We start from the raw sequence: 20,192 nt of genomic DNA on the forward strand, positions 1-20,192 counted from the left end.
CACACGTATGAGGAAGATGGCGTTATCCATCGCGGCAGCCGCTCTGACGGGGGTGACCGTGACGGCGCCCGCGTCCGCCACGGCCGTGACGATCAGGGTCGAGCGCGCCCACGCCGAGATGGTGCGGGAGTGGATCGACCCGTTCACCTGCCCGACGAACCAGGTGCTCACCGGCCGCTCGCACAACGGCGACGAGACCGCCCCCACCACCTATTACTGCAGTTTCATCCTCATCAACGGCGAGCAGGCCCAGGTGCACCTCGGGGACTGGACCTCCCGCCAGAAGGAGAGCAGGGCCGACTACAGCGCCCCCGACCACCACGCGGTCGCCGGCCGGTGGCACGAAGGCGACGAGAACGGCTACACGAGATACCGCACCGCCACCATCTCCTGGCAGGGCCGGCAGGTGCTGCTGGCCAACGGGGACATCAGCGGCTCGTACAGGGAGAGCAGCCACACCTGGCACGCGAACGAGAACACGGTCATGACCGGTCGCCGGCACGTCGGTGACGAGAACGGCGCGACCTACTACCGCTTCGCCACCGTGACCGTCGCGGGCTGACCCTCCGAAAGGAACCGGACAAATGAGAACGTACGGCAAGGCCCTGTCCGTCGTCGCCGTGGCCGCCGCCCTGTCGGCCACCACCATGGCCTCTCCCGCCTCGGCAGCGGTGACGATCAAGATGGAACGCGTCTACACCGAGACCGTGTGGGAGTCGATGGGCATCCAGTTCACCTGCCCGCCGAACCAGGTGCTCACCGGCCGCTCGCACTACGGCGACGAGCGAGCCAAGACCACCTACCACTGCAGCCGGATTCTGATCAACGACGAGCAGGTCCAGGTGCACTCCGGCGACTGGACCTCCCCTCAGCGGGAGAGCAGGTCCGACTACAGTGCCCCCGACCACCAGGTGATCGTCGGCAGATGGCACCAGGACGACGAGAACGGCGACACGAGATACCGGACCGGCGCTCTGTACTGGCAGGGACGTCAGGTGCTGCTCGCCAACGGGGACACCACGGGTGAGTACAAGGAGAGCAGCCATAGCTGGCTGGCCGGATACGGCAAGGTCATGACGGGTCGTACCCATCACGGGGACGAGAACGGCAAGACCTGGTATCGGTTCGCCACCGTGACGTTCGAGGGCTGACCTCCCACGCAGGCCGGGGCCGCCTTTGTCGCGTTGCGGTGCCGCCCGAGTCCGCGGTGTCGATCACCAATGTCGTTGTAAAGGGTGATCAGCGCGGTCACCGGCCTGCTCGACTCCTGTGCTTCTGGCAGCTGCTGGCGGAGGCTCCCCGGTTTCTCGCCTTCGCCCGCGAAAGCGTGGCCTCCGCGCCGCCCGGCGATCCGGTGACCGCCCTGAAGCACCTGCGGTAGCAGCCGTCACCCCGCGACCTTCCGCACGATGGTGGTGCCGGCGTCGAGCACGGTGCCGTCCGCGCCGGTGGGTACGAGTTCGGGCACGGCCGCCCCGTGCCGGTCGACGAGGGTGGAGTGGGCTTCACCAGGGGCGAAGGCGTGGCGTTCGCCCCACTGGCGCAGCGCCACGACGACGGGGAAGAGGTCGCGGCCCGCGTCGGTGAGCACGTACTCCTGACGGCGGCCCGACGGCGCGGTGCGCTGGGCGAGGAGCCCATGGGCGGTGAGCCTGCGCAGCCGGTCGGTGAGGATGTTGCGGGCGATGCCGGTGCGGCGCTGGAACTCGGTGAACGAGCGCGCGCCGTCCATCGCGTCCCGGATGACGAGAAGGCTCCACCGGTCGCCGACGAAGTCGAGCGTGCGCGCGACCGGGCACTCGGGGTCGGTCCAGCCGGAGTCCGGAGCGGGCGTGACGCTGCTCGACATGACACCTCCTGATCAGTTGCATCTTGAAACCATTGTGCCGTAGCGTCAAATCAGTTGCAATGTGCTACTGATTGGAGCGCGGGATGGACACGTGGCGGCGGCTGCTGCTCGCGGTGGTCTGCGGGGTCGCGGTGGCGAGCATCTACGTCGCTCAGCCGGTGCTGGCGCCGATGGGCCGTGATCTCGGCGTCCCGGCGGGGCTCACCGGGTGGATCGTGGCGACCGGTCAGGTGGGTTACCTGGCCGGGCTGGTGCTGCTGGTGCCACTGGGCGATGTGCTCGACAGGCGACGGCTCATCGCCGGGCACCTGGCGCTGACCGCGGCGGGCCTGATCCTGACGGCCTCGGCCCAGGTGGCGTGGGCGGCGTTCGCGGGGCTGGCGGTGGCCGGGGTGTTCGCGGTGGTGGTGCAGACCACGGTGGCCTACGCCGCCTCGCTCTCGGCGCCGGGTGAGCGGGGCAGGACCATCGGGGTGGTGACCTCGGGTGTGGTCGTCGGCATCCTCGGCGGAAGGATCCTGGCCGGCTGGCTCGCCGGGGTGTGGGGCTGGCGGAGCGTCTACCTCGTCCTCGCGGTGCTCGCGCTCGGGCTCGCGGCCCTCGTCCTGGCCGCGCTGCCCGCGGACGTACGCACCGAACGCCCGGCAGGGCGCCGGGGAGCGCGAGGCGGGCTGTTCCTCACGCGCGGGCTCATCGCGTTCTTCCTGTTCGCGTCGTTCGGCACCCTGTGGAGCGGCATGGCGCTGCCCCTGGCCGGCGCGCCGTGGCACCTGAGCGAGGCCCAGATCGGGCTGTTCGGCATCGCGGGGCTCGCCGGAGCGCTCGGTGCGGCGCGCGCCGGACGGTGGGCGGATTCGGGACGGGACGGGCCGGTCACCGGTCTGGCCCTCACCCTGCTCGTCGCCGCGTGGGCGGGGATCGCGCAGCTTCCGTGGTCGCTGTGGCTCCTGGTCGCCGGGGTGGTGCTCCTCGACTTCGCGGTCCAGGTCGTGCACGTCGGCAACCAGCACCTTCTCACCTCGGCGCATCCGGATCGCACCAGCGGTGTCATCGGCGGCTACATGGTCTTCTACTCCCTCGGCTCCGCCCTCGGCGCGGCCGCCACCACGGTCGTGTACGCCTCGGAGGGCTGGGCCGGTTCGAGTCTGCTCGGAGCGGGGTTCGCCTGCTGCGCCCTCGCCGTGTGGGCGATCGACTACCAGGTACGGGCGGCCCGCTGCAACCGGTCGCGGACCCGTACGACATCGGGGTTGGCGTCGGCGCCCGGCCGCTGGACGAGGAAGAGCGTGTTGAGCGGCGGCTCGGCGGTGTCATGCAGCAGGACCAGCCGGCCCGAGGCCAGGTGCTCGTCGCAGAGCGAGCGGGGGAGCACGCTGTAACCGGCGCCCGCGTTGACCGCCGACAGGACCGCGTACAGGTTGGGCACGGTGACGGCGGCCTGCGCGGAGAGCTGCTTGCCGAAGACCTGGCGCCAGTAGCGGCGCCCGGCCACGGGGCCGCCTGGTCGCGATCACCATGTCGTGGTGGCCCGACGCGGAGCTGGCCAAAGAGCGGCCGAACCCGATGCTGAACGGCCACCAGGCCTGGCTGGACGGACTCGTTCAGGCGTCCGCTCAGAAGCGGTAGCGCAGAACCGCTCCGAGTGTGCTGAACACATGTTCAGTCGAGTGCGAGCAGAATCTTCAGCAGGTCCTGCGGTGCGTCCCGCATGAGGTTGTGCCCGCCGTCCAGCGCGTACGTCGTCCACGAGGCGTCCTCGCGGAGCCGCTCGTAGACGGGAGTGAAGGGGGAGTCGCCGTCCCAGCCCGCCGCGTACACGTAGACCCGGCGCCTCACCCGCGCGAGGCCGCCGGTGAGCCGGAGCGGCTGGAGCAGCGAGGCGAGCGGGTGGGGCATGGCCCGGGCGTCGAAGAACGGCAGCGGCCGCACCGCGTCCCCGGACTCCACCACGTCCGCATACCACTGCCGTTCCCGCTCGGAGACCAGGTCCCAGCAGGAGTCGCCGTGTTCCGGCACCATGGCGTCCAGGTACACCAGGCCGGTCACGCGGCCGGGCAGGCGGTCGGCGGCCCCGGTGATCACCATTCCGCCATAGCTGTGGCCGACCAGCACGGCGTCGTGGATGTTCTCGGCCTCCAGGGCACTGGTCACGTCCTGGATGTGGGTGTCGAGGTCGGCGGTGCCGTCCGGTCGTTCGCCGAGCCCGGTCAGCGTCAGTGGGTGGACACGGTGGCCGTGGTCGCGCAGCGGCCGGGTGAGCTCGTCGAAACACCAGCCGCCGTGGCACATGCCGGGAATGAGGACGTAAGTGGCCATCAGTAATGCTCCTTAGCGATCAGGGCCGCCGCGGCGCACAGGGCCACGGTCCACGCCAGGGTCGCGGTGGTCGAGGTGTGATCGGCGAGCAGTCCCGCCAGCCAGGGGCCGGCGGTCTGGCCTGCCGCGAACAGCGTGGTGAAGACCGCCAGCGTGGCGGTCCAGCCGGCGGGCGGGGTTCTTGTCTTGATGAGCGTGGTCACGGCGGCGGGGACGCCCATGAACGTCGCCCCGTAGACGATCGCGGAGGCGAGGATGACCGGTGGCGCGGGTGCGACCAACGCCAGCGCCGCGCCGCCGGCCAGCAGGCCGAGCAGGGTGGTCAGGCGCGCGGTCCGGCGGCGCCACAGCGCCGGTGCCACGACGGCCAGGCCGAGCGCCGTCCAGGTCAGCATCACCTGCGCGAGCGGCGCGTCCCGCTCGGCGAGGTAGGCGGACAGGAAGGTGATGTACGTGATGTAGCCGGCCGCGAACAGCAGGTAGGCCAGGGCGATCCTCGACAGCGGGCGCACCTGCGCGCGCCCGGCGCCGGCGGCCGTCACTTCCTCGCTGGTACGGGCGGCGCCCCAACTGACCAGCGTCGCCAGGGCGGCGGCGGCGCTCAGGCCGAGCCAGGCGAGGCGCCAGTGCTCGGCCAGCGGTGGGATGGTGACGCCGCTGAAGACGATGCCCAGGCCGGTGCCCGCGAAGTAGATGGCGATCGCGTCGCGCCCGGCCATGCGCGACGCGATCACCCCACCGGTGATGAACACGGCGGCCCCCGCCGCCCCGGCCGCGGCCCGCGCGGCCAGCAGCGCCAGGAAGTCGTCGCTGACGGCGGTGGCGGCCAGCGACACCGCGGTGAGGACCATGCCCCAGCGGAAGGTGGCGGCGGCGCCGACGCGGCGGACGGCGCCGGCGGTCAGCAGCGCGCCGAGCAGGTAGCCGAGCCCGTTGGCGGCGCTCATCGTCCCGGCTTCCGCCAGGGTCCAGCGCAGGTCGTCACGCATGGCCGGCAGGAGCAGCCCGTACGCGAAGCGGGCCAGCCCGAGCGCCGAGGCGGTGCCCAGGGCCAGCCGCAGCGCCTGCCTCACAGGCACCGGGCCAGGAAGTCCTGGATCGTCCGCGCCAGCGTCACCCGATGGTCCGACAACGCGTGGTCGGTGGCGAAGAGGTGGTGTTCGAGGCGTTCGACGGGCTGCGCCCGATAGGCCGCGACGACCGGGTCATGATGGACGCCGTGCGGCGTGACGGGGTCGAGGCCGGTGCCGATCAGGAGCACGGGACGGTTCGCCAGCCGCGGCGCGAGCCCGGCCAGCCGCCACGAGTCGCCTGCCGCCTCCATCTCGCCGACCAGTGCCTCCCCGCTGGTGCCCTGGAGGGGAGCCAGCTCACCGGCGAACGCCTCGACGTAGCTCGCCCGGACGCCGGGGTCGGCACGGCAGTGCGCGGCCACCGTACCGAAGTCGAATCCGGCCACCGAGGCGACGGCGGTGACGGACGGGTCGGCGGCCGCGGTCATCAGCGCGGCGAAACCGCCCATGCTGTGGCCGACCAGCGCCAACCGCTCCGGATCAAGCCGGTGAGCGGCCGCGAGCCCCCGCAGGGCGGCCACGACCGCCGCCGTGTCCTCCAGCGCGTGCCCCCACGACCACGAGCCGCCGACGCCCCACGAACCGCGATAGTGGAACACCAAGGACGCGTAGCCCGCCCGGCGCAGCGCCTGCGCGAGGTCGAAGTTGCGTTCGTTGCCGGGGAATCCGTGCAGCAGCACGACGACCGGGTGCGGCCCCGGGCCCGCCGGCACGTGCAACACGCCGAGCAAGGACGCGCCCCCGCTGTCGAACCTCAGCGCCGGTGTGGCGGCCGGAAAGTCAGGCGGGTCGAACATGGAACAAACTCCCTGAGATCGAACCGATCGGTACGACCCGAGACGCTAGCACCAGATCGAACCGACCGGTACCATCTACCGCATGCCCGTCCCCAAAGGCTCGACGATCGACCCCGCCCGCACCCGCGCCACCATCCTCGAAGCGGCCACCGCGGTGCTGTACGAGCGCGGCATCGACGGCATCGGCGTCGCCGAGCTGTGCACCCGCATCGGCGTGTCCAAGGAGACGCTCTACCGGCACTTCGGCACCAAGGAGGACCTGGTCGAGGCCACGCTCCGGCACCGGAGCGAGCGCATCACGCAATGGCTGGCGGCGGCCGCGGAAGCCGCCGGCGACGACCCCCGCGACCAGCTCGCCGCCGTGTTCGACGCACTCCAGCGGTGGTACGACGACCCGGTCTTCCGCGGCTGCGCCATGCTGAACGCGGCCGCCCAGCACCACGTCGAGCCCGTACGCGCCATCACCGCGCGCCACCTCGGCCGCTACCTCGACCTGCTGACCGGCATCGCCGAACGCGCCGGAGCCCCCGACCCGCCGGCTCTGGGGCGGCAGCTCCTGATGCTGGTCGAGGGCGCCACCGTCGTCGCCGCACACCACGACAGCGCCGGCGCGGGCGATCAGGCCCGCCAGGCCGCCCTCACCTTGCTGGCGGCGGCCGGCGCGCGGGAGCCGGCCAGGGCGCCCTCTACCGGCATCTCGTCCTCGACGGGCTCAAGTACGCTTGAACTCCCATGGACGAACAGCTGACGATCGGCGAACTGGCGAGCCGCACGGGCGTCGCCACCTCCGCCCTGCGCTACTGGGAGGAGCTCGGCCTGCTACCGGCGCCCGAGCGGGTCTCAGGCCAGCGGCGTTATCCGCCATCGGCCGCCGGGCTGGTCGGGGTGGTCGTGTTGCTGCGAGGCGTCGGTTTCACGTTGCGCGAGATCAAGGCGTTCATCGCGTCTCGTTCGCCGGACGGCGACGGCTGGCGGGAGCTGTACCGGCGCAAGCTCATCGAGCTGGATCAGCGGATCACCCAGGCCCAGGTGGCGCGCACCGCCATCGCCCACGGCCTGGCCTGCCCGCACAAGGACCTCTTCGAGTGCGCCAACTTCACCAGCGGGGTCACGGCGCTCCTGGCGGGATCCTCCCTCGAAGAGGCCCACGAGAAGGCGCATTCACGCTGACCGTCTCACGTGCAGGTGGCCGTCTCTGGGGTAAGGCGGCTGAGCGGGAAGGACCCTGAGAAACTCGTATCGAGCCTTCTCCGCGACGCGGCACGACGCGAGGTTGTCCACCTGGTGGAGCAGTTCGAGACGCGCCAGGCCATGCGCCTCGAAGGCCCAGACGGTGAGCGCTTCGAGGGCGCGAGGGGCCACCCCGCGGCCTCGGGCGTGCGCGGCCGTCCAGTAGCCGACCTCCGCGGACTCGGGATGATCGGTCCGCTTGAGAACCACGTTGGCGAGCAGCCGGCCCTCTTCATGAACGGCGAAGCTCATCCGTTCTCCGGTCGCCCAGCCCTGGTTCTGGACGTCCAGCCACTTCAGCGCATCGTCAAAGGTCTCGATGGGGTTCGTCCAGCGACGCAGGACCGGATCGCGATGGGCCTCGATCAGCGGCTCGATGTCGTCTTCGTTCCAAGGGCGCAGGATGAGCGCAGGGGCGGACGGTGTCGCGTCCGCCCGCAAGGTGATGTTCGTCAAGCGTAGGAGACCCCGATCTGCTTGCGCACCTCGTCGAGGATGCCCATCACGTCCAGCGTGGCGGCATGCGGCACCAGGTCGCTTTCGGTACGCCCGGCGGCGAGGCAGGCCATGACCTCTTCCGCCTCGAAGGCCAGCCCGTTGCCGCTCCGGGGGAACGTCATCTCTTCGCTCTCCCCGCCGCGTACCAGGGTGAAGCCGGTCGTCCCGAAGAAGCGCTTCGGGATGACGATCCGCCCGCGGGTGCCCAGCACGGTCGCCGACACCGGGCTGCCGCCCACGATGCCGCAGTGCAGGACCGCGAGCGCGCCGCTGTCGTAGCCGAACGTCATGGCGGTGTTCTCGTCGACGCCTTCCGGGGTGAGCGTGGCCATGGCACTGATCCGGCTCGGTACGCCGAGGAACAGGTGCGTGAACGTGACCGGGTAGACGCCGAGGTCCAGCAGGGCGCCGCCGCCCAGTTCGGGGGCGCGGAGCCGGTGGGTCGGTGCAAACGGGCCGCTGATCGCGAAGTCCGCGTACACCGCGGTCACCTCACCGATCGCGCCGTCCGCGACGAGTTCGCGCATCCGGCGGATGGCCGGCAGGGCGCGCGTCCACATGGCCTCCATCAGGAACACCCCGCGCTCGCGCGCCGTCGCCACGAGGTCGGCCGCGCTCGCCCGGTCGAGGGTGATCGGCTTCTCGACCAGCACCGGCTTGCCGGCGGACAGGCACAGGTGGGCCGCCGCGTGGTGTGCCGCGTGCGGGGTGGCCACGTAGACGACGTCGACGTCCGGGGCGGCGGCCAGTTCGGCCCAGGAGCCGTACGCGCGCGGAATCCCGCGCTCGGCCGCGAACGCCTGGGCCGTGTCGAGACGGCGGGAGCCGACGGCCACCACCTCCGCGTCCGGCAGCAGCGCCAGGTCGGAGACGAACGCGGCCGCGATGCCTCCGGTGGCGAGGATGCCCCATCGGGTAGGGGTTGCCATGGTTCCTCCACGTGCTCGATCACAGGGATCCAATCACGATCGAGCGCGTCGGGTGACACCGGGGCCTCGACATTTTCGGCCGGGCCTGTGGCGCATTTTCGGATCACCTGCCATGATCTTGGCGAATTACCACTCAGCCGAAAATGAGGTCGTCCATGAAGAGATCGATGGTGCGCCGGGCCGGTGTCGTGGCGCTGGCCCTGACCAGCCTGATGGCGGTGGGCGCGACCGCGCAGGCCGACGCCCAGCGGCTCAGCTCCTGCCTCGGCAGCTTCTGCCTGTACGAGCACGACGACTTCGCCGGTGCCGAGCAGGAGTTCCTCTTCACCTCCAACGGGTGCGCCAACGTGGGCTCGACGCTGAACAACAAGGCCAGCTCCATGAGGAACCCCTCGGCCGGGCGGATGCAGCTCTACACCAGCGCCAACTGCGCGGGTTCCTACGGCTACGCGGCCGCCCCGAGGTCGGTCGACGGCGACCTGACGAACAACGGCTTCGACAACCAGGCGACCTCCGTGAGGCGTGTCACCCCGTAGCACTTCCTGACGCGTACGGCCGACCGCTGTTCAGCGGGAGGCCGTACGCGCCACACCCCCTCAAGATCATGCACTTGTGCACCCCCTTTCTCCGCCGCTGACACTGCTTCGGCCTCCGTCGTCCCCACCAGGGAGATGAGACGGCCCGGGACGCCCGCGCCGCGTGAACAGGCCGCTTTCCGCCGGCCGTCCCACACCCGTGGGACGTCCCCGCGCATCCCTGGCGGCCCTGTGGCAGGCTGAAGTCGGGGAGATCGTGATAGCGGGGGACAACAGAATGCGGGAGACCGACGTTCGGCGAGATTTCGCTGCCCTACTCGAAACGCTCAAGGTGCGCTCCGGCCGCAGTTACCAGGCGCTCGCCCGCCGCGTCGGCCTGAGCACCTCCACGGTGCACCGGTTCTGCACCGGCAAACAGTTTCCCGGCGACGCGCGCGTGGTCGAGCGGCTCGCGGCGGCGTTCGGGGCGGGCCAGGGGGAGACGCGGGCCCTGCTGCGGCAGTGGCGGCTGGCCGACGTCGTGGACGCCAGAAGGTCCGGGGATTCGCAGCCGTACGAGAAGGCGCTCCGCGATGACCTGCCGCGCGACATCGGCGACTTCGTCGGGCGCGGCGACGAGCTGAAGCGGCTGCTCGACCCCGGCGGCACGGCCGAGGTCTGGACGATCGACGGCATGGCGGGCATCGGCAAGACCACGCTCGCCGTACACGCCGCCCACCTGCTCAAAGAGCGCTACCCGGACATCCGTCTCTTCCTCGACCTGCACGGCTACTCGGCCGGGGTGCTGCCGATGACCACGTCGGCCGCGCTGAAGGCGCTGCTGCGCGCGGCCGACGTGCCCGATGAGCGCATCCCCGCCGAGACCGACCAGCGCGCCTCGTTGTGGCGCTCCACGCTGGCCGGGCGCCGGGCGCTGATCGTGCTCGACAACGCCGTGGACGCCGCGCAGGTGGTGCCGCTGTTACCCGGGCGGCGCGGCTGCCTGACGATCGTGACGAGCCGGACCAGGCTGGTCGATCTGGACGGGGCCGAGCCGCTGTCCCTGGGCGAGCTGGCGACCGAGGAGGCCGTGTCGATGCTCGGCCGCGTCGCCGACGCCGACCCCGCCGCCGCGGCGGAGGCCGTGCACCTGTGCGGCCGGTTGCCGCTGGCCATCCGCATCGTCACCGCCCGCGTCCGCCACCGCCCCGCCTGGACGGTGGCCGACCTGACCAGGCGGCTGCGCAGGGAACACGGCCGCCTGGCCGAGCTCCAGGCGGGCGCCGGGAGCGTCGAGGCCGCGTTCGCGCTGTCGTACCGGAGGCTGGGTGTCGATGAGCGCCGCATGTTCCGCCTGCTCGGTCTGCTGCCCGGGCTGGACGCCGGTTTGGAGAGCGTGGCCGCGCTCGCGGGCCTGCCGCCGACGGCGACGGAACGCCTGCTCGAACGCCTCGTGGACGCCCACATGCTGCAGGAGCCCGCGCCCGGCCGCTACTCCTTCCACGATCTCGTACGCGACCACGCCCGCGCGACGCTGGACACCGGCGAACCGGACGACCGGCGGCGGGCCGCGCTCCACCGTCTCCTCGACCACTACCTGTCGGCCGCCGACCAGGCCGCCCACCTGCTCGAACCCAGCCGGCTCCCCAGCGTGCCCGCTCCCGAGGGCCAGGCGCCGCCGTTCGCCGACCGGCGGGCCGCGATCACCTGGCTGGAACGCGAACAGGACAACCTGCTCGCCGCCATCGACGCGGCCATGGAGGCGGATTTTCCCGTACACACCTGGCAGCTCGCCCGCGCCCTGTGGCACTTCTTCCTGCTCCGGGGCAACACCCACGACTGGATCCACACCCACCGGCTGGCCCTGTCGGCCGCCAGGAAGACGGGGGACAGCGTGGCCGAAGCCGAGACGCTCAAGAACCTCGGCCTGGCCCAGTGGCTGTCCGGCGCCGACGCCACCGCCGTCGCCCTGCATCACCAGGCGCTGGTGCTCGACTGCTGGAACGAGGATCCCGCGGGGCAGGCCAAGACGCTGACGCATCTGGGCTTCGTGCACAACAGGACGGGTGAGCTGACCATCGCCGCCGACCACTTCCTGCTGGCCGTGCACCTGTACCAGGAGGTCGAGGATCCCGTGGGCGCCAACCGCGCGCTGGCCGGGCTCGGCGACACGTACCGCAAGACGGGCCTGCTCCCGCAGGCGCTGCGCTGCCTGCGCGAGGCGCTGCACCTGAGCGAGTGGTGCTCCGATCGGTGGGGCGAGACGCTGGCCCACACCGGTCTCGGCTCGGTCTATCTGGCCGCCGGGAACGCGAGCCTGGCCCGCCACCACTTCGGGCGGGCGCTGGAGCTCAGCCGGGAGGGCGGCGACCGGTGGAGGGAGACCATGGTGAGCACGTGGCTGGGGTTCGCGCACCTGGACGCGGGCAGCGCCGGCCAGGCCCACCGGCATTTCGGGCATGCCCTGGAGCTCAGCAGGCAGACCGGCGACCAGTGGAACGAGTCCACGGCCGTCGCCGGCCTCGACCGCCTGCGCCGGACGGACGACGAGCTGACGTAGCCGATAGGATACCCCGACCTCCCTCCACTGAGTTCGGAAAGTCCTCCCGTGCGCGTAATGACGTTCTTCTGGTCGGCAGCGGTGGCGCTGTCACTGTGGGACCTGCTGGCGCTGACCGCGATCTGGGCGATCCGGTCGCCTTCTTCCCTGCTCCCCGGCCTGCATGGTCCTGCTGGCCGGGATCGCGGGGATCCGCCCGCGCCTGACGAAGCTGCGCGACACGGGCTGGCGGCGGTCGTCGTCCTGGCCAGGGTCCTGCCCTCTACCGGCTGTCCATGAGCGGCGACGGCCGGATCACGATCGGTGAGCGGCTCACCCCCACCCTCAGGGGCATGGTCAGCGGCAACCGTCTCCAGTAGTTGGACTCCCGGCCCTCGCACTCCCCGAGCACCGCGACTGCTGCGCCTCGACCTCGAAACCGGCCGCACCCAGGTGGTGCCCGGCGAACAGGACCCCTTCGTCCAGGCATGGCGATGTCAGGCGCAGAGGTTGATGTACCAGACCGGATCCCAGTTCGTGATGAACTGGTGATTGCTCGCCAGATACCTGATGTGCTCGTGCCGTGATCCGAGGAGTTCCACCCGGACGTTCTGGTGGTTGTAGTAATTCGATGTCCCGAGCCAGTCGCTCAGCGCGTACTGCTGGCATCGGTAGAACTGGAACAGCTCGTAGGTGTTGCCATTTCTGATCCAGGTGCAGAACCTTCCCCCCGGACACTGGTTGACCCAGTCGGTGGCCTGCTGCTGACTCCAGCCGGACTTCGTGTACCAGTGCTCCGGGCTCGGGGTGACCGACGGCCACATGGCTGTCGCTTGGGCCGTCGTCTGGGCCGTCGTCTGGGCCGCTGTCGGGGCCGTGAGTAACCCGCTCAGCACCAGAGCGGCGGCGAGTGACACGAGCACACGGCGTGCGATCTTCATGCTTCTCTCCCTCCGTTCGTCGCGAGCTGGAGCGTAATCGCGCGCCCTGTCGGGAGGCTGTCCGCTGCCTGTCGTTCAGCGTCGGCGCTGGAACCGTACGGTGATGGACAAACCGCCTTCTGGGCGGGCGCTGGTGGTGAGGGTGGCGTGGTGAGCCTGCGTGACGGCGTTGACGATGGCGAGGCCGAGGCCGTAGCCGTCGGGGCGGCCGTGTCGATCGGGCGCCAGCCGCTGGAAGGGCTGGAAGAGGCGCTGGATCTGGTCGCCGGGGATGACCGGCCCGCTGTTGGTGACCGTGAGGGCCGCCTGCGTGCCGGAGGTCCGCGTGGTGACCTGTACGTGCCCGCCGGTGTGGTTGTGGCGCAGGGCGTTGTCGATGAGGTTGGCGACGAGGCTTTCGATCAGTTTCGGGTCTCCGGACGTCACCGCGGGCGTCAGGTGGTCGGCGAGGTCGATGCCCGACCGCGTCGCCTGTTCGCGGCGGGAGGCCAGCACTTCTTCGACGACGTGGGCCAGGTCGAGGGTGTCCCAGCGGGTGACGCCGCGCTCGCTGGTCGCCAGGGCGAGCAGCGCCTGGACGAGCCGCTCCTGGTGTCCGCCCAGGTCGAGGGCCTCCTGGCAGACCGCGCGCAGGGTGCCGGCGTCGGCGTCGGGGTCGGCGAGGGCGACTTCGAGGAGGGTACGCAGGCCGGCCAGCGGGGTGCGCAGCTCGTGGGAGGCGTTGGCGACGAAGTGGCGCTGGGCGTCGAAGGAGGCTTCCAGGCGGGCGAACAGGTCGTCGAGGGTGTGGCCGAGCTCGGTCAGCTCGTCCGTGGGCCGGCCGAGGTCGAGGCGCCGGTGCAGGTTGCCGGCGGAGATGATCTGGGCGGTGGCGGTGATGGCGCGCAGCGGGTGCAGGAAGCGGCCGGCGACGTACCAGCCGAGAGCCAGGGCGATCGGGATCAGAACGACCAGGGCGACGGCGGATCCGGCGAGGAGCTGGGGCAGGCTGATCCCGGGCTCGGTGATCGGGCTCGATGAGGAGTGGTCTTTGGGGACGGTCGCGTTGATGGTGACGAGCGGGACGTCGACGAAGACGAGCACGAGGAATCCGGCGGCGTAGATGCCCGACGCGTAGGCGAGCGCGAGCCGCTTCTGCAGGGACTTTCCGGCGAGCGTCACGACGGTCCGATGCGGTAGCCGCCTTCGCGGACGGTCTCGATCACGGGCGGGTCGCCGAGCTTGGCCCGCAACCGGTGCATGGTGTGCTTGACGGCGCTGCTGAACGGGTCGGCAGCCTCGTCCCAGACGCGTTCGAGCAGCTCTTCGGCGGAGATGACCAGGCCGGGCACGCCGAGCAGACATTCGAGCAGCGCGAACTCTCTCGGGCTCAGCTCAAGACGGCGGCCCGCCCTGGACGCGACCCGGCGGGCCGGATCGAGGGTGATGTCTCCGCAGGTCAGCGTGGGCGGTATCGGCGGGGTGGCGCGGCGGGCCAGGGCGCGGACACGGGCGACCAGTTCGGCGAACGCGAACGGCTTGGGCAGGTAGTCGTCGGCGCCGAGGCTGAGCCCGTCGACGCGGTCCTCGATCGTGCCGGATGCGGTGAGCATCAGGACGCGGGACTCACAGCGGCCGTGGGCGAGTCGCCGGCAGATCTCGTCACCGTGGACGCCGGGCAGGTCGCGATCGAGGATCACCACGTCGTAGCGGGTGGTGGCCAGTCGGTCGAGGGCGGCGGTTCCGTCCAGGACGACGTCGACCGCCATGCCCTCGCGGCGCAGGCCCGTACCGATGGAGCGGGCGAGGACCTCGAAGTCCTCGACGACGAGGACTCTCACCGCTGCTCACAGCCGGAAGGGCGGCGGAACCGGCCGCCGGGTCGAGATGCCATGGCCGCAACGATGCCAGATCCCCGGTTCCAGCCGGGTCGCAGCGGCTGCGACCCGGCTGGAACCGGGTGCCGCGTACAACCGTCGCCATGAGTTCATTCACGTTGCTGCGCGCCGAGTGGGCCAGGTTCCGCTCCGCGCGGGGCTTGGTGCTCGCCATGGCGGCCTCCGTGCTGGTCACGGTGTCGCTCGGACTGCTGGTCGCCGGGGGTGCCCGCACCAGTTGCGTGACCGGGAAGGGGGAGGAGCCCTGTCCCGCGCCTGTGGTGGGTCCCGATGGTACGGCGGTGAGCGACAGGTACTACTTCGTGCACCAGCCGCTCAAGGGCAACGGCAGCATCACCGTCCGGGTGTCGGACATGACGGGGCAGATTCGGCTGCCGGACGTCGTGCCCGGGGTGCGCAACGTCAAGGAGGGCGTGGTGCCATGGGCGAAGGCCGGACTCCTGGTCAGGCAGAGCCTCAAGCAGGGCACACCGTACGCCGCCGTCATGCTCACCGGCCATCATGGCGTGCGGATGCAGGACAACTTCACCCACGACGTGGCCGGCGGTCCGCACAATGGCCCTCACCAGTGGCTGCGGCTGACCAGGTCGGGCGACACCATCACCGGCCACGAGTCGGACGACGGCAAGACGTGGACCGTGGTCAGCACGGTTGAGCTGGCCGGGCTGCCGGAGACGGTCGAGATCGGGATGTTCGTCACCTCACCGGGCGTCTTGTGGGACATGGCGAAGGCCTTCGCCCAGGCCACCGCCGCCTTCGACCGGATCACGGTGAAGGGCGGGAACGGTTCGTGGCGCCGCGACGACGTCGGCGTCGTCATGGAGTCCGACGGAAAGACCCCGCATCACCCGGGCGGGGTCGTCGAGTCCGGCGGCAGGTTCGTCGTGACCGGGGGCGGTGACATCGGGCCCGCCACGGTGGAGGGCGGTCTGCGCGCCGACCTCATGCTGATCGGCGGGGGCCTGGGGCTGATCCCGGTGCTGGTGGCGGCGGTCCTGTTCGTGCGGGGGCCGCATCCGGCGGGGGTGCTGGCGGTCAAGGCCGTGGTGATCGGTACGGTCGCGTTCCTGGCGGGGCTGGTGTCCTCGGGGGTCGTGGTGCCCGTCGGCCTGGCGATGTTGCGGGCCAACCAGAACCCGGTCCAGCCGATCACCCTGGGCACCGAGCTGCGGGTGATCGTCGGCTACGCGGCGCTGACCGCGGCCGCGGCCGTCCTGGCTCTGGGCCTGGCCGCGCTGGTCAGGCGGAGCGTCGTCGCCATCGGGCTGGCCGTCGCGCTGGTCGTCGTGCCGCACCTGCTGGCGACGTCGGGAGTGGCGCCGTGGCTGCTGATGATCACCCCCGCCGCCGGGTTCGCGATCACGCAGAGCGTCCCCACGTTCGCGCATGTGGACGTGATCCCGTCGCTGCTCGGGGGCTACCACCCGCTCCCGCCCTGGGCGGGTCTGACCGTCATCTGCGCGTATGCCGCCGTCGCCCTCGGGGCGGCATACGGCCGGTCGCGTTGGGAAACGACTGTATCCGCGCCTGCCTGACGGCTCTGCCCGTGACAAGTACGACGACCGCGTCCTCGGCGAGCTGTGGCCGGCCACTCGCCGCCCATCGAAGGTCGCTGAGCCGGGCGGCTCCCGGCCTCGCCGCTGCTACGTCGTGGGGAGGCCGACCGCGTTGGCCGCGTCGGCCTCGAAGTATTCCGTCGTGGCGAAGGCGCCGGCGTGATCCTCGAAGAAACTCCTGACGCCGTCGATCGAGTCGTGAACGATGACGTTCACCGCCTTGGTCCCGTCGGTGCTCGCCACCGCCATCGTCCATTTGGCACCTGAGGGAAGCCGGCCGTACGCCTGCTTCATGGAATCCCAGTAGCCATCGTTGTCGGAAATCGTGGAAACAGCCATGACGTGCATCGTGGCCTCCTCCTCATCAACTCTCGGATTAACTCGGCAATTGGTGTGAAGATACTGAGCTGAACCATTCTTGAAGTCGTAGATCGCGACGGTCTGAGGGTCCTCGAGCGGATCGTCCGACAGCATCAAGAAGTGGGTCTCGCTGGTCGGGAGCAGTTCGTAGTCGAGCTGCTCTGGTTTGTTGAGGAGTTGCGCCTCCATCCGGTTCAGGGCGAATTTGAGGTGGAGCTTCCCGCGTTCGGCCACCACGTCGAAGCGGGTGCCGGGGCGCTCGTAGGAGCCTTCGTACCTGGACAGATCGAGGACCAGGGACGGGTCGGGCTCCGGCAGATCGGGGATCGTGACCGCGCCGAGGTCGGCCAGGATCTCGTTGAACACCTTCCGGTAGAAGCTGTCGCGCGGCCCGGCGTTCACCAGCATCGAGATGGCGATGTTGGATTCCGGCAGAATCCGCAGACGGGCGCTCTGGCTGACCGCACTGCCGTCGTGGGCGTAGACGGTCTCGCCGTGCCAGTCGCACACGATGAGGCCGAGCGCCCATTCCGGCCCGAACATGTACGGGTCAGGTACGGGGACCCGCGACTCCATCATTTCGCGGATGATGCCGGGGGAGACGATTCTGGTCCCGTTCGGCGCCATTCCTTCGTTGAGGAAGACGTACGCCATCGTGAGCAATTCCCGGGCCGTCGTGTTGACGTTGCCGCCAGGCCCGAAGGAGCGCGGCAGATGATCCAGCGGCGAGAGAATGGGCCCCTCTTCGAGGGATCGGATCAGATATCCGGTCGCGGCCCGATCCTCGTCCACGTGCTCGCGCCGACTCGTCGTCGAGGTCAGCCCCAAGGGGCCGAACAGGCGATCCCGCATGATGTCGTCCCACCGCCTACCGTCGATCACCTCCATGATGCCGGCGAGGATCGCGTAGCCCAGGGCCGCGCTGTAGCCGTGCGTGTGGCCCAAGGGGTGGACCTGGCGCGCGTCGGCGATGTTCGCCACCATGCGCTCGTACACGTCGTCGCCCTCGCCCGGATCTCCGTAGCTCTCCTCGATGCCGTTGGTGTGGTTGAGGAGATGGCGGGGTGTGACCTGGGCGCTGACCTCGGGGTCGGCGACCCGGAACTCAGGAAGGTAGGTTCGCACCGGCTCGTCCAGGGCGACTTTTCCCTCGTCGACGAGCTGCATGAAGGCGAGGGCGGTCCAGGTCTTGGACACGGAGCCGCACTGGTAGACGGTGCCGGGCGTCGCGGGCTCCCGCGTGGAGACGTTCTTGACGCCGACCGCGAAGTCGGTGATCTCCCCGCCGCTGAGGACGCCGATCGTGGCACTCGGAATCCGGTACTCCGCCAGCAGCTCGGCGACGCGAGCTCGTATCCGGGTCACATCCAGCGCTCTTGCCATAAGAAGTCCTCCGATTCTTTCCAAGTGCGAAAAGGCTACGTTGCATTTCATATATCGTCAACGACAATTAGACGTTATACCTGGTTAACAGCACGAATCGTTGCAACAGGATTGCCGATAAACGCAATCGGCCGTTGCAATGTACTGTGAGTGAACGCACCCGTGGACATGGAACCGACAGGAGGGCGAGCCGATGCCCGGAGGCAGGCTGACCCACGACGATCGCCGTCAGATCGCGATCTGGCTGGGCGAAAAGCTGGAATACGCCGAGATCGCCCGGCGGCTCGGCCGGCCCACGTCCACGATCAGCCGCGAAGTGGCCCGCAACAGCGCGCCCGGCGGCTACCTGCCCGACCGCGCCCAGCAGGCCGCCGGTCAGCGCGCCCGCCGCCGCAGACCGGCGCAGGCCACGGAGCCGACGGCCGACGGGCGGCCGTCCGAGTCCGTGCGCGCCTTCGTGGAGCAGTTCGCGACCCTGCTGGTCGGGACCGGCCTGTCCCGGATGCCCGCGCGGGTGTTCGTCTGCCTGCTCACCTCCGAGTCCGGGGGCCTGACGTCCGCCGAGCTCGTACGCCAGCTTCAGGTCAGCCCGGCGTCGGTGTCCAAGGCCATCGGCTACCTGGAGCCGGTCGAGCTGGTCAGGCGCACCCAGGATTCCGGCCGCCGTGAGCGGTACGTCATCGACGACGACGTCTGGCTCCGGGCGTTCAAATCCGACACCGGGGCACACGCCGAGGTCGCGGCGGCCGCACGGCACGGCATCGAGATCTTCGGCGCCGGCACGCCCGCCGGCACCCGGCTGGGCCAGATGGCGCAGTTCTTCACCTGGATCAGCGAGCAGATGAACGGCAGCGGCCTCACCGACGCCGTCGTACGCGACGCGCGGACGGTGCTGGCCGCACTGGTGTTCGCCGCCCGGCCACTCACCCTGGACGACCTCGCCACGGCACTCGGCTGGCCCGTCGCGCGGACGGCCGACGCCCTGGACGCGATCACCCGCCGCCCGGCCCTCTCCGACCCGCTCACCGTGGAGCAGGCCGGGCGCGGCACGTACGCCATCACCCCGAGGTCCGACCGCCTGAGTTCCACGCAACGCGACGCACTGATCGCCCGACCTGAGCAGGGACCATAGCGCGGTGGGTGGTGATGCCGCGCGGGACGATCAGCGAGGGGTCGGCCCATGGCGAATAGCGGCAGCATCGGGCTCGATCACTCAAGCGGCAGGGCGTGCCGTCCGGCCACCTGGCGGATCTCCTCCAGCGGGTACGGCGTCTTCCTGCTCTCACTTTGCAGACCGTGGTAGAAGTCGTTCAGCACGGTGGCCAGCGGGCTGCGCCGCGACAGCAGAGCCGCGACCCCCTCGGGCATGCCGACGGGCTGCTCTCCCGCCGCCCATCCCCGCACCAGGCCGCGACGCCTCGGCCAGGCGGCGCCGTGGAAGGTGCCCGCCAGCCAGTTCACCAGGTACGTCAGCGTGTAGGTGCGGTCGAAGGTGCGGTGCCGGCGATAGAAGGCATGTTCCTCCTCTGACAGGTCGAACCGGGTCGACACGGCCTGCCCGAAGTCGGTCAGGTAGAAGCGGTGCCCGTCGGTGAGGAAGTTCTCGAAATGCGCGTCGAAGTGCAGCAGGCCGCCCGCGTTCATGAAGGACACGACCTCACGCAGCCCCTGGTCCGCCAGGGCGCAGGCGTGGTCGGCGTCGCCCGCGCGCACCCGCTCGCCCAGCCACTGGTCCAGGTTGTACGGGAAGTACTCCAGGAACAGCACCAGGCTCGCCGGAGCCTCTGCCAGCGCTTCGAGGCGGCGCCGCATGCCGGGCGCGCCCTCCCAGAAGGTGACCGCTTGATCGATGTCGGCCAGCTCTCCGTACAGCGGGGCGGGCTCGGCGTTGGGCAGCGCTCGCCAGTGATACAGCAGCGGGAAGCCGGGGAACCGGCCGGTCAGCACCCATTCGGTGGTCATCGTGTGCGCGGCCAGCTCGCGCCAGGCGCCGAAGCCGGGCGAGCCGATGCCGTACTGGCAGAACGGCGGCAACCCGAACAGGTTGGCCGTCGAGTGCGGGTGGCGTAGTTCGGGCTCGGTGAGGGGCACGCGTTTGACGAAGACCGAGGTGCCGCCGACCTCGAGCCGCGCGGACGCCCCGCCGATGCCGGTGCCGAGAGGCTCGGCCTCGCGCTCCAGCAGCTCGGCCAGCTCCCGGTCGTCATAACGGGCCAGGGCCGTGGAAACGTCACCGTGGGTGGTCAGCCGCGCGTCCATCATCATGATCACCTTACCGGCCGATGGCGGCAGCCCTTGCCCACCCCGCCCCCGTGGGCGCGGGGTTGCC

Annotated in this window: 21 protein-coding genes and 1 pseudogene; 10 read left to right on the plus strand and 12 right to left on the minus strand. The window is 70.5% G+C overall.

Going from position 1 to position 20,192, the window contains the following annotated elements; translation table 11 throughout:
* Positions 1 to 7: 7 nt before the first annotated feature.
* On the plus strand, positions 8 to 562 hold the full coding sequence (locus C4V41_RS46350; protein WP_103962435.1) for a hypothetical protein: 555 nt from the start codon (positions 8 to 10) through the stop codon (positions 560 to 562).
* A gap of 22 nt (positions 563 to 584) precedes the next feature.
* Complete coding sequence (locus C4V41_RS46355; protein ID WP_103962436.1) at positions 585 to 1,151, plus strand: hypothetical protein; 567 nt, start codon at positions 585 to 587, stop codon at positions 1,149 to 1,151.
* 236 nt (positions 1,152 to 1,387) lie between these two features.
* On the opposite strand, the gene C4V41_RS46360 is transcribed toward C4V41_RS46355, so the two are convergent.
* Positions 1,388 to 1,849, minus strand: coding sequence for a winged helix-turn-helix transcriptional regulator (locus tag C4V41_RS46360; RefSeq protein WP_103962437.1), 462 nt, complete (start codon positions 1,847 to 1,849; stop codon positions 1,388 to 1,390).
* 83 nt (positions 1,850 to 1,932) lie between these two features.
* Between C4V41_RS46360 and C4V41_RS65965 the strand changes: the two are divergent.
* Positions 1,933 to 3,048 (plus strand): annotated as a pseudogene (locus C4V41_RS65965) (MFS transporter); the annotation flags it as partial.
* On the opposite strand, the gene C4V41_RS63495 reads toward C4V41_RS65965, so the two are convergent.
* The 4 genes from C4V41_RS63495 to C4V41_RS46375 all read right to left on the minus strand — a co-directional run bounded on the left by C4V41_RS63495 (position 3,045) and on the right by C4V41_RS46375 (position 6,035).
* Positions 3,045 to 3,341 carry a LysR substrate-binding domain-containing protein gene (locus C4V41_RS63495; protein WP_200824706.1) on the minus strand — a complete coding sequence of 99 codons (297 nt, stop codon included), beginning with the start codon at positions 3,339 to 3,341 and terminating at the stop codon, positions 3,045 to 3,047. The pseudogene C4V41_RS65965 and the gene C4V41_RS63495 overlap by 4 nt on opposite strands.
* A 167-nt stretch (positions 3,342 to 3,508) precedes the next feature.
* On the minus strand, positions 3,509 to 4,165 hold the full coding sequence (locus C4V41_RS63500; RefSeq protein WP_200824707.1) for an alpha/beta fold hydrolase: 657 nt from the start codon (positions 4,163 to 4,165) through the stop codon (positions 3,509 to 3,511).
* Positions 4,165 to 5,244, minus strand: coding sequence for a YbfB/YjiJ family MFS transporter (locus tag C4V41_RS63505; protein WP_235030806.1), 1,080 nt, complete (start codon positions 5,242 to 5,244; stop codon positions 4,165 to 4,167). Before C4V41_RS63505 ends, C4V41_RS63500 begins: the two co-directional genes overlap by 1 nt.
* Positions 5,235 to 6,035 (minus strand): alpha/beta hydrolase family protein, encoded by an 801-nt coding sequence (locus tag C4V41_RS46375; protein WP_103962439.1) that lies wholly within the window; start codon positions 6,033 to 6,035, stop codon positions 5,235 to 5,237. Before C4V41_RS46375 ends, C4V41_RS63505 begins: the two co-directional genes overlap by 10 nt.
* Positions 6,036 to 6,117: 82 nt before the next feature.
* Here C4V41_RS46375 and C4V41_RS46380 point away from each other — a divergent pair, with 82 nt between their 5' ends.
* Positions 6,118 to 6,783: a TetR/AcrR family transcriptional regulator gene (locus C4V41_RS46380; protein ID WP_103962440.1), complete on the plus strand. Its 666-nt coding sequence runs from the start codon at positions 6,118 to 6,120 to the stop codon at positions 6,781 to 6,783.
* The gene (locus tag C4V41_RS46385; RefSeq protein ID WP_103962441.1) at positions 6,768 to 7,205 is read left to right on the plus strand and encodes a MerR family transcriptional regulator; all 438 of its coding nucleotides are present in this window, start codon (positions 6,768 to 6,770) and stop codon (positions 7,203 to 7,205) included. The genes C4V41_RS46380 and C4V41_RS46385 overlap by 16 nt, the downstream gene beginning before the upstream one ends.
* Here the strand turns inward: C4V41_RS46385 and C4V41_RS46390 are convergent.
* Together C4V41_RS46390 and C4V41_RS46395 are read right to left on the minus strand one after the other, a co-directional pair.
* Positions 7,197 to 7,721, minus strand: a complete 525-nt coding sequence (locus tag C4V41_RS46390; RefSeq protein WP_103962442.1) for a GNAT family N-acetyltransferase — start codon at positions 7,719 to 7,721, stop codon at positions 7,197 to 7,199. The genes C4V41_RS46385 and C4V41_RS46390 overlap by 9 nt on opposite strands.
* A complete protein-coding gene (locus C4V41_RS46395; protein WP_103962443.1) occupies positions 7,718 to 8,692 on the minus strand; it encodes a Gfo/Idh/MocA family protein in 975 nt (324 codons plus the stop codon). Before C4V41_RS46395 ends, C4V41_RS46390 begins: the two co-directional genes overlap by 4 nt.
* Before the next feature lie 155 nt (positions 8,693 to 8,847).
* Between C4V41_RS46395 and C4V41_RS46400 the strand changes: the two genes are divergently transcribed.
* The 3 genes from C4V41_RS46400 (at position 8,848) to C4V41_RS61190 (ending at position 12,046) form a co-directional block, all read left to right on the plus strand.
* Positions 8,848 to 9,228 (plus strand): peptidase inhibitor family I36 protein, encoded by a 381-nt coding sequence (locus C4V41_RS46400; RefSeq protein ID WP_160150634.1) that lies wholly within the window; start codon positions 8,848 to 8,850, stop codon positions 9,226 to 9,228.
* A 277-nt stretch (positions 9,229 to 9,505) separates the two neighbouring features.
* Entirely contained in the window at positions 9,506 to 11,767 is a 2,262-nt protein-coding gene (locus tag C4V41_RS46405) for an ATP-binding protein (protein WP_103962445.1), read from the plus strand.
* Between the two features lie 48 nt (positions 11,768 to 11,815).
* A complete protein-coding gene (locus C4V41_RS61190; RefSeq protein ID WP_146104045.1) occupies positions 11,816 to 12,046 on the plus strand; it encodes a hypothetical protein in 231 nt (76 codons plus the stop codon).
* A gap of 197 nt (positions 12,047 to 12,243) precedes the next feature.
* Here C4V41_RS61190 and C4V41_RS46410 read toward each other — a convergent pair whose 3' ends face one another.
* The 3 genes from C4V41_RS46410 to C4V41_RS46420 all read right to left on the minus strand — a co-directional run bounded on the left by C4V41_RS46410 (position 12,244) and on the right by C4V41_RS46420 (position 14,507).
* Positions 12,244 to 12,687, minus strand: coding sequence for a hypothetical protein (locus C4V41_RS46410; protein ID WP_103962446.1), 444 nt, complete (start codon positions 12,685 to 12,687; stop codon positions 12,244 to 12,246).
* A 75-nt stretch (positions 12,688 to 12,762) separates the two neighbouring features.
* The gene (locus tag C4V41_RS46415) at positions 12,763 to 13,848 is read right to left on the minus strand and encodes a sensor histidine kinase (protein ID WP_200824708.1); all 1,086 of its coding nucleotides are present in this window, start codon (positions 13,846 to 13,848) and stop codon (positions 12,763 to 12,765) included.
* On the minus strand, positions 13,845 to 14,507 hold the full coding sequence (locus C4V41_RS46420; protein ID WP_103962447.1) for a response regulator transcription factor: 663 nt from the start codon (positions 14,505 to 14,507) through the stop codon (positions 13,845 to 13,847). Before C4V41_RS46420 ends, C4V41_RS46415 begins: the two co-directional genes overlap by 4 nt.
* A gap of 140 nt (positions 14,508 to 14,647) precedes the next feature.
* On the opposite strand from C4V41_RS46420, the gene C4V41_RS46425 reads away from it, so the two are divergent.
* Positions 14,648 to 16,099, plus strand: coding sequence for a DUF1349 domain-containing protein (locus C4V41_RS46425; protein ID WP_103962448.1), 1,452 nt, complete (start codon positions 14,648 to 14,650; stop codon positions 16,097 to 16,099).
* 108 nt (positions 16,100 to 16,207) lie between these two features.
* Here the strand turns inward: C4V41_RS46425 and C4V41_RS46430 are convergent, their stop codons facing one another.
* Complete coding sequence (locus C4V41_RS46430; RefSeq protein ID WP_103962449.1) at positions 16,208 to 17,863, minus strand: serine hydrolase domain-containing protein; 1,656 nt, start codon at positions 17,861 to 17,863, stop codon at positions 16,208 to 16,210.
* Between the two features lie 193 nt (positions 17,864 to 18,056).
* On the opposite strand from C4V41_RS46430, the gene C4V41_RS46435 reads away from it, so the two are divergent.
* Entirely contained in the window at positions 18,057 to 18,995 is a 939-nt protein-coding gene (locus C4V41_RS46435; protein WP_103962450.1) for a helix-turn-helix domain-containing protein, read from the plus strand.
* Positions 18,996 to 19,072: 77 nt separating this feature from the next.
* Here the strand turns inward: C4V41_RS46435 and C4V41_RS46440 are convergent, their stop codons facing one another.
* Positions 19,073 to 20,128: a protein kinase family protein gene (locus C4V41_RS46440; RefSeq protein WP_235030807.1), complete on the minus strand. Its 1,056-nt coding sequence runs from the start codon at positions 20,126 to 20,128 to the stop codon at positions 19,073 to 19,075.
* Positions 20,129 to 20,192: the final 64 nt, after the last annotated feature.

This window comes from Nonomuraea solani (genome assembly GCF_900108335.1).
Lineage (GTDB): Bacteria > Actinomycetota > Actinomycetes > Streptosporangiales > Streptosporangiaceae > Nonomuraea > Nonomuraea solani.

Coding starts and splice junctions, on each gene's coding strand:
- C4V41_RS46350 (WP_103962435.1), top strand. CDS start 8: ATGAGGAAGATGGCGTTATCCATCGCGGCAGCCGCTCTGACGGGGGTG.
- C4V41_RS46355 (WP_103962436.1), top strand. CDS start 585: ATGAGAACGTACGGCAAGGCCCTGTCCGTCGTCGCCGTGGCCGCCGCC.
- C4V41_RS46360 (WP_103962437.1), bottom strand. CDS start 1,849: ATGTCGAGCAGCGTCACGCCCGCTCCGGACTCCGGCTGGACCGACCCC.
- C4V41_RS63500 (WP_200824707.1), bottom strand. CDS start 4,165: ATGGCCACTTACGTCCTCATTCCCGGCATGTGCCACGGCGGCTGGTGT.
- C4V41_RS46375 (WP_103962439.1), bottom strand. CDS start 6,035: ATGTTCGACCCGCCTGACTTTCCGGCCGCCACACCGGCGCTGAGGTTC.
- C4V41_RS46380 (WP_103962440.1), top strand. CDS start 6,118: ATGCCCGTCCCCAAAGGCTCGACGATCGACCCCGCCCGCACCCGCGCC.
- C4V41_RS46385 (WP_103962441.1), top strand. CDS start 6,768: ATGGACGAACAGCTGACGATCGGCGAACTGGCGAGCCGCACGGGCGTC.
- C4V41_RS46395 (WP_103962443.1), bottom strand. CDS start 8,692: ATGGCAACCCCTACCCGATGGGGCATCCTCGCCACCGGAGGCATCGCG.
- C4V41_RS46400 (WP_160150634.1), top strand. CDS start 8,848: ATGAAGAGATCGATGGTGCGCCGGGCCGGTGTCGTGGCGCTGGCCCTG.
- C4V41_RS46405 (WP_103962445.1), top strand. CDS start 9,506: ATGCGGGAGACCGACGTTCGGCGAGATTTCGCTGCCCTACTCGAAACG.
- C4V41_RS46410 (WP_103962446.1), bottom strand. CDS start 12,687: ATGAAGATCGCACGCCGTGTGCTCGTGTCACTCGCCGCCGCTCTGGTG.
- C4V41_RS46425 (WP_103962448.1), top strand. CDS start 14,648: ATGAGTTCATTCACGTTGCTGCGCGCCGAGTGGGCCAGGTTCCGCTCC.
- C4V41_RS46430 (WP_103962449.1), bottom strand. CDS start 17,863: ATGGCAAGAGCGCTGGATGTGACCCGGATACGAGCTCGCGTCGCCGAG.
- C4V41_RS46435 (WP_103962450.1), top strand. CDS start 18,057: ATGCCCGGAGGCAGGCTGACCCACGACGATCGCCGTCAGATCGCGATC.
- C4V41_RS46440 (WP_235030807.1), bottom strand. CDS start 20,128: ATGATGATGGACGCGCGGCTGACCACCCACGGTGACGTTTCCACGGCC.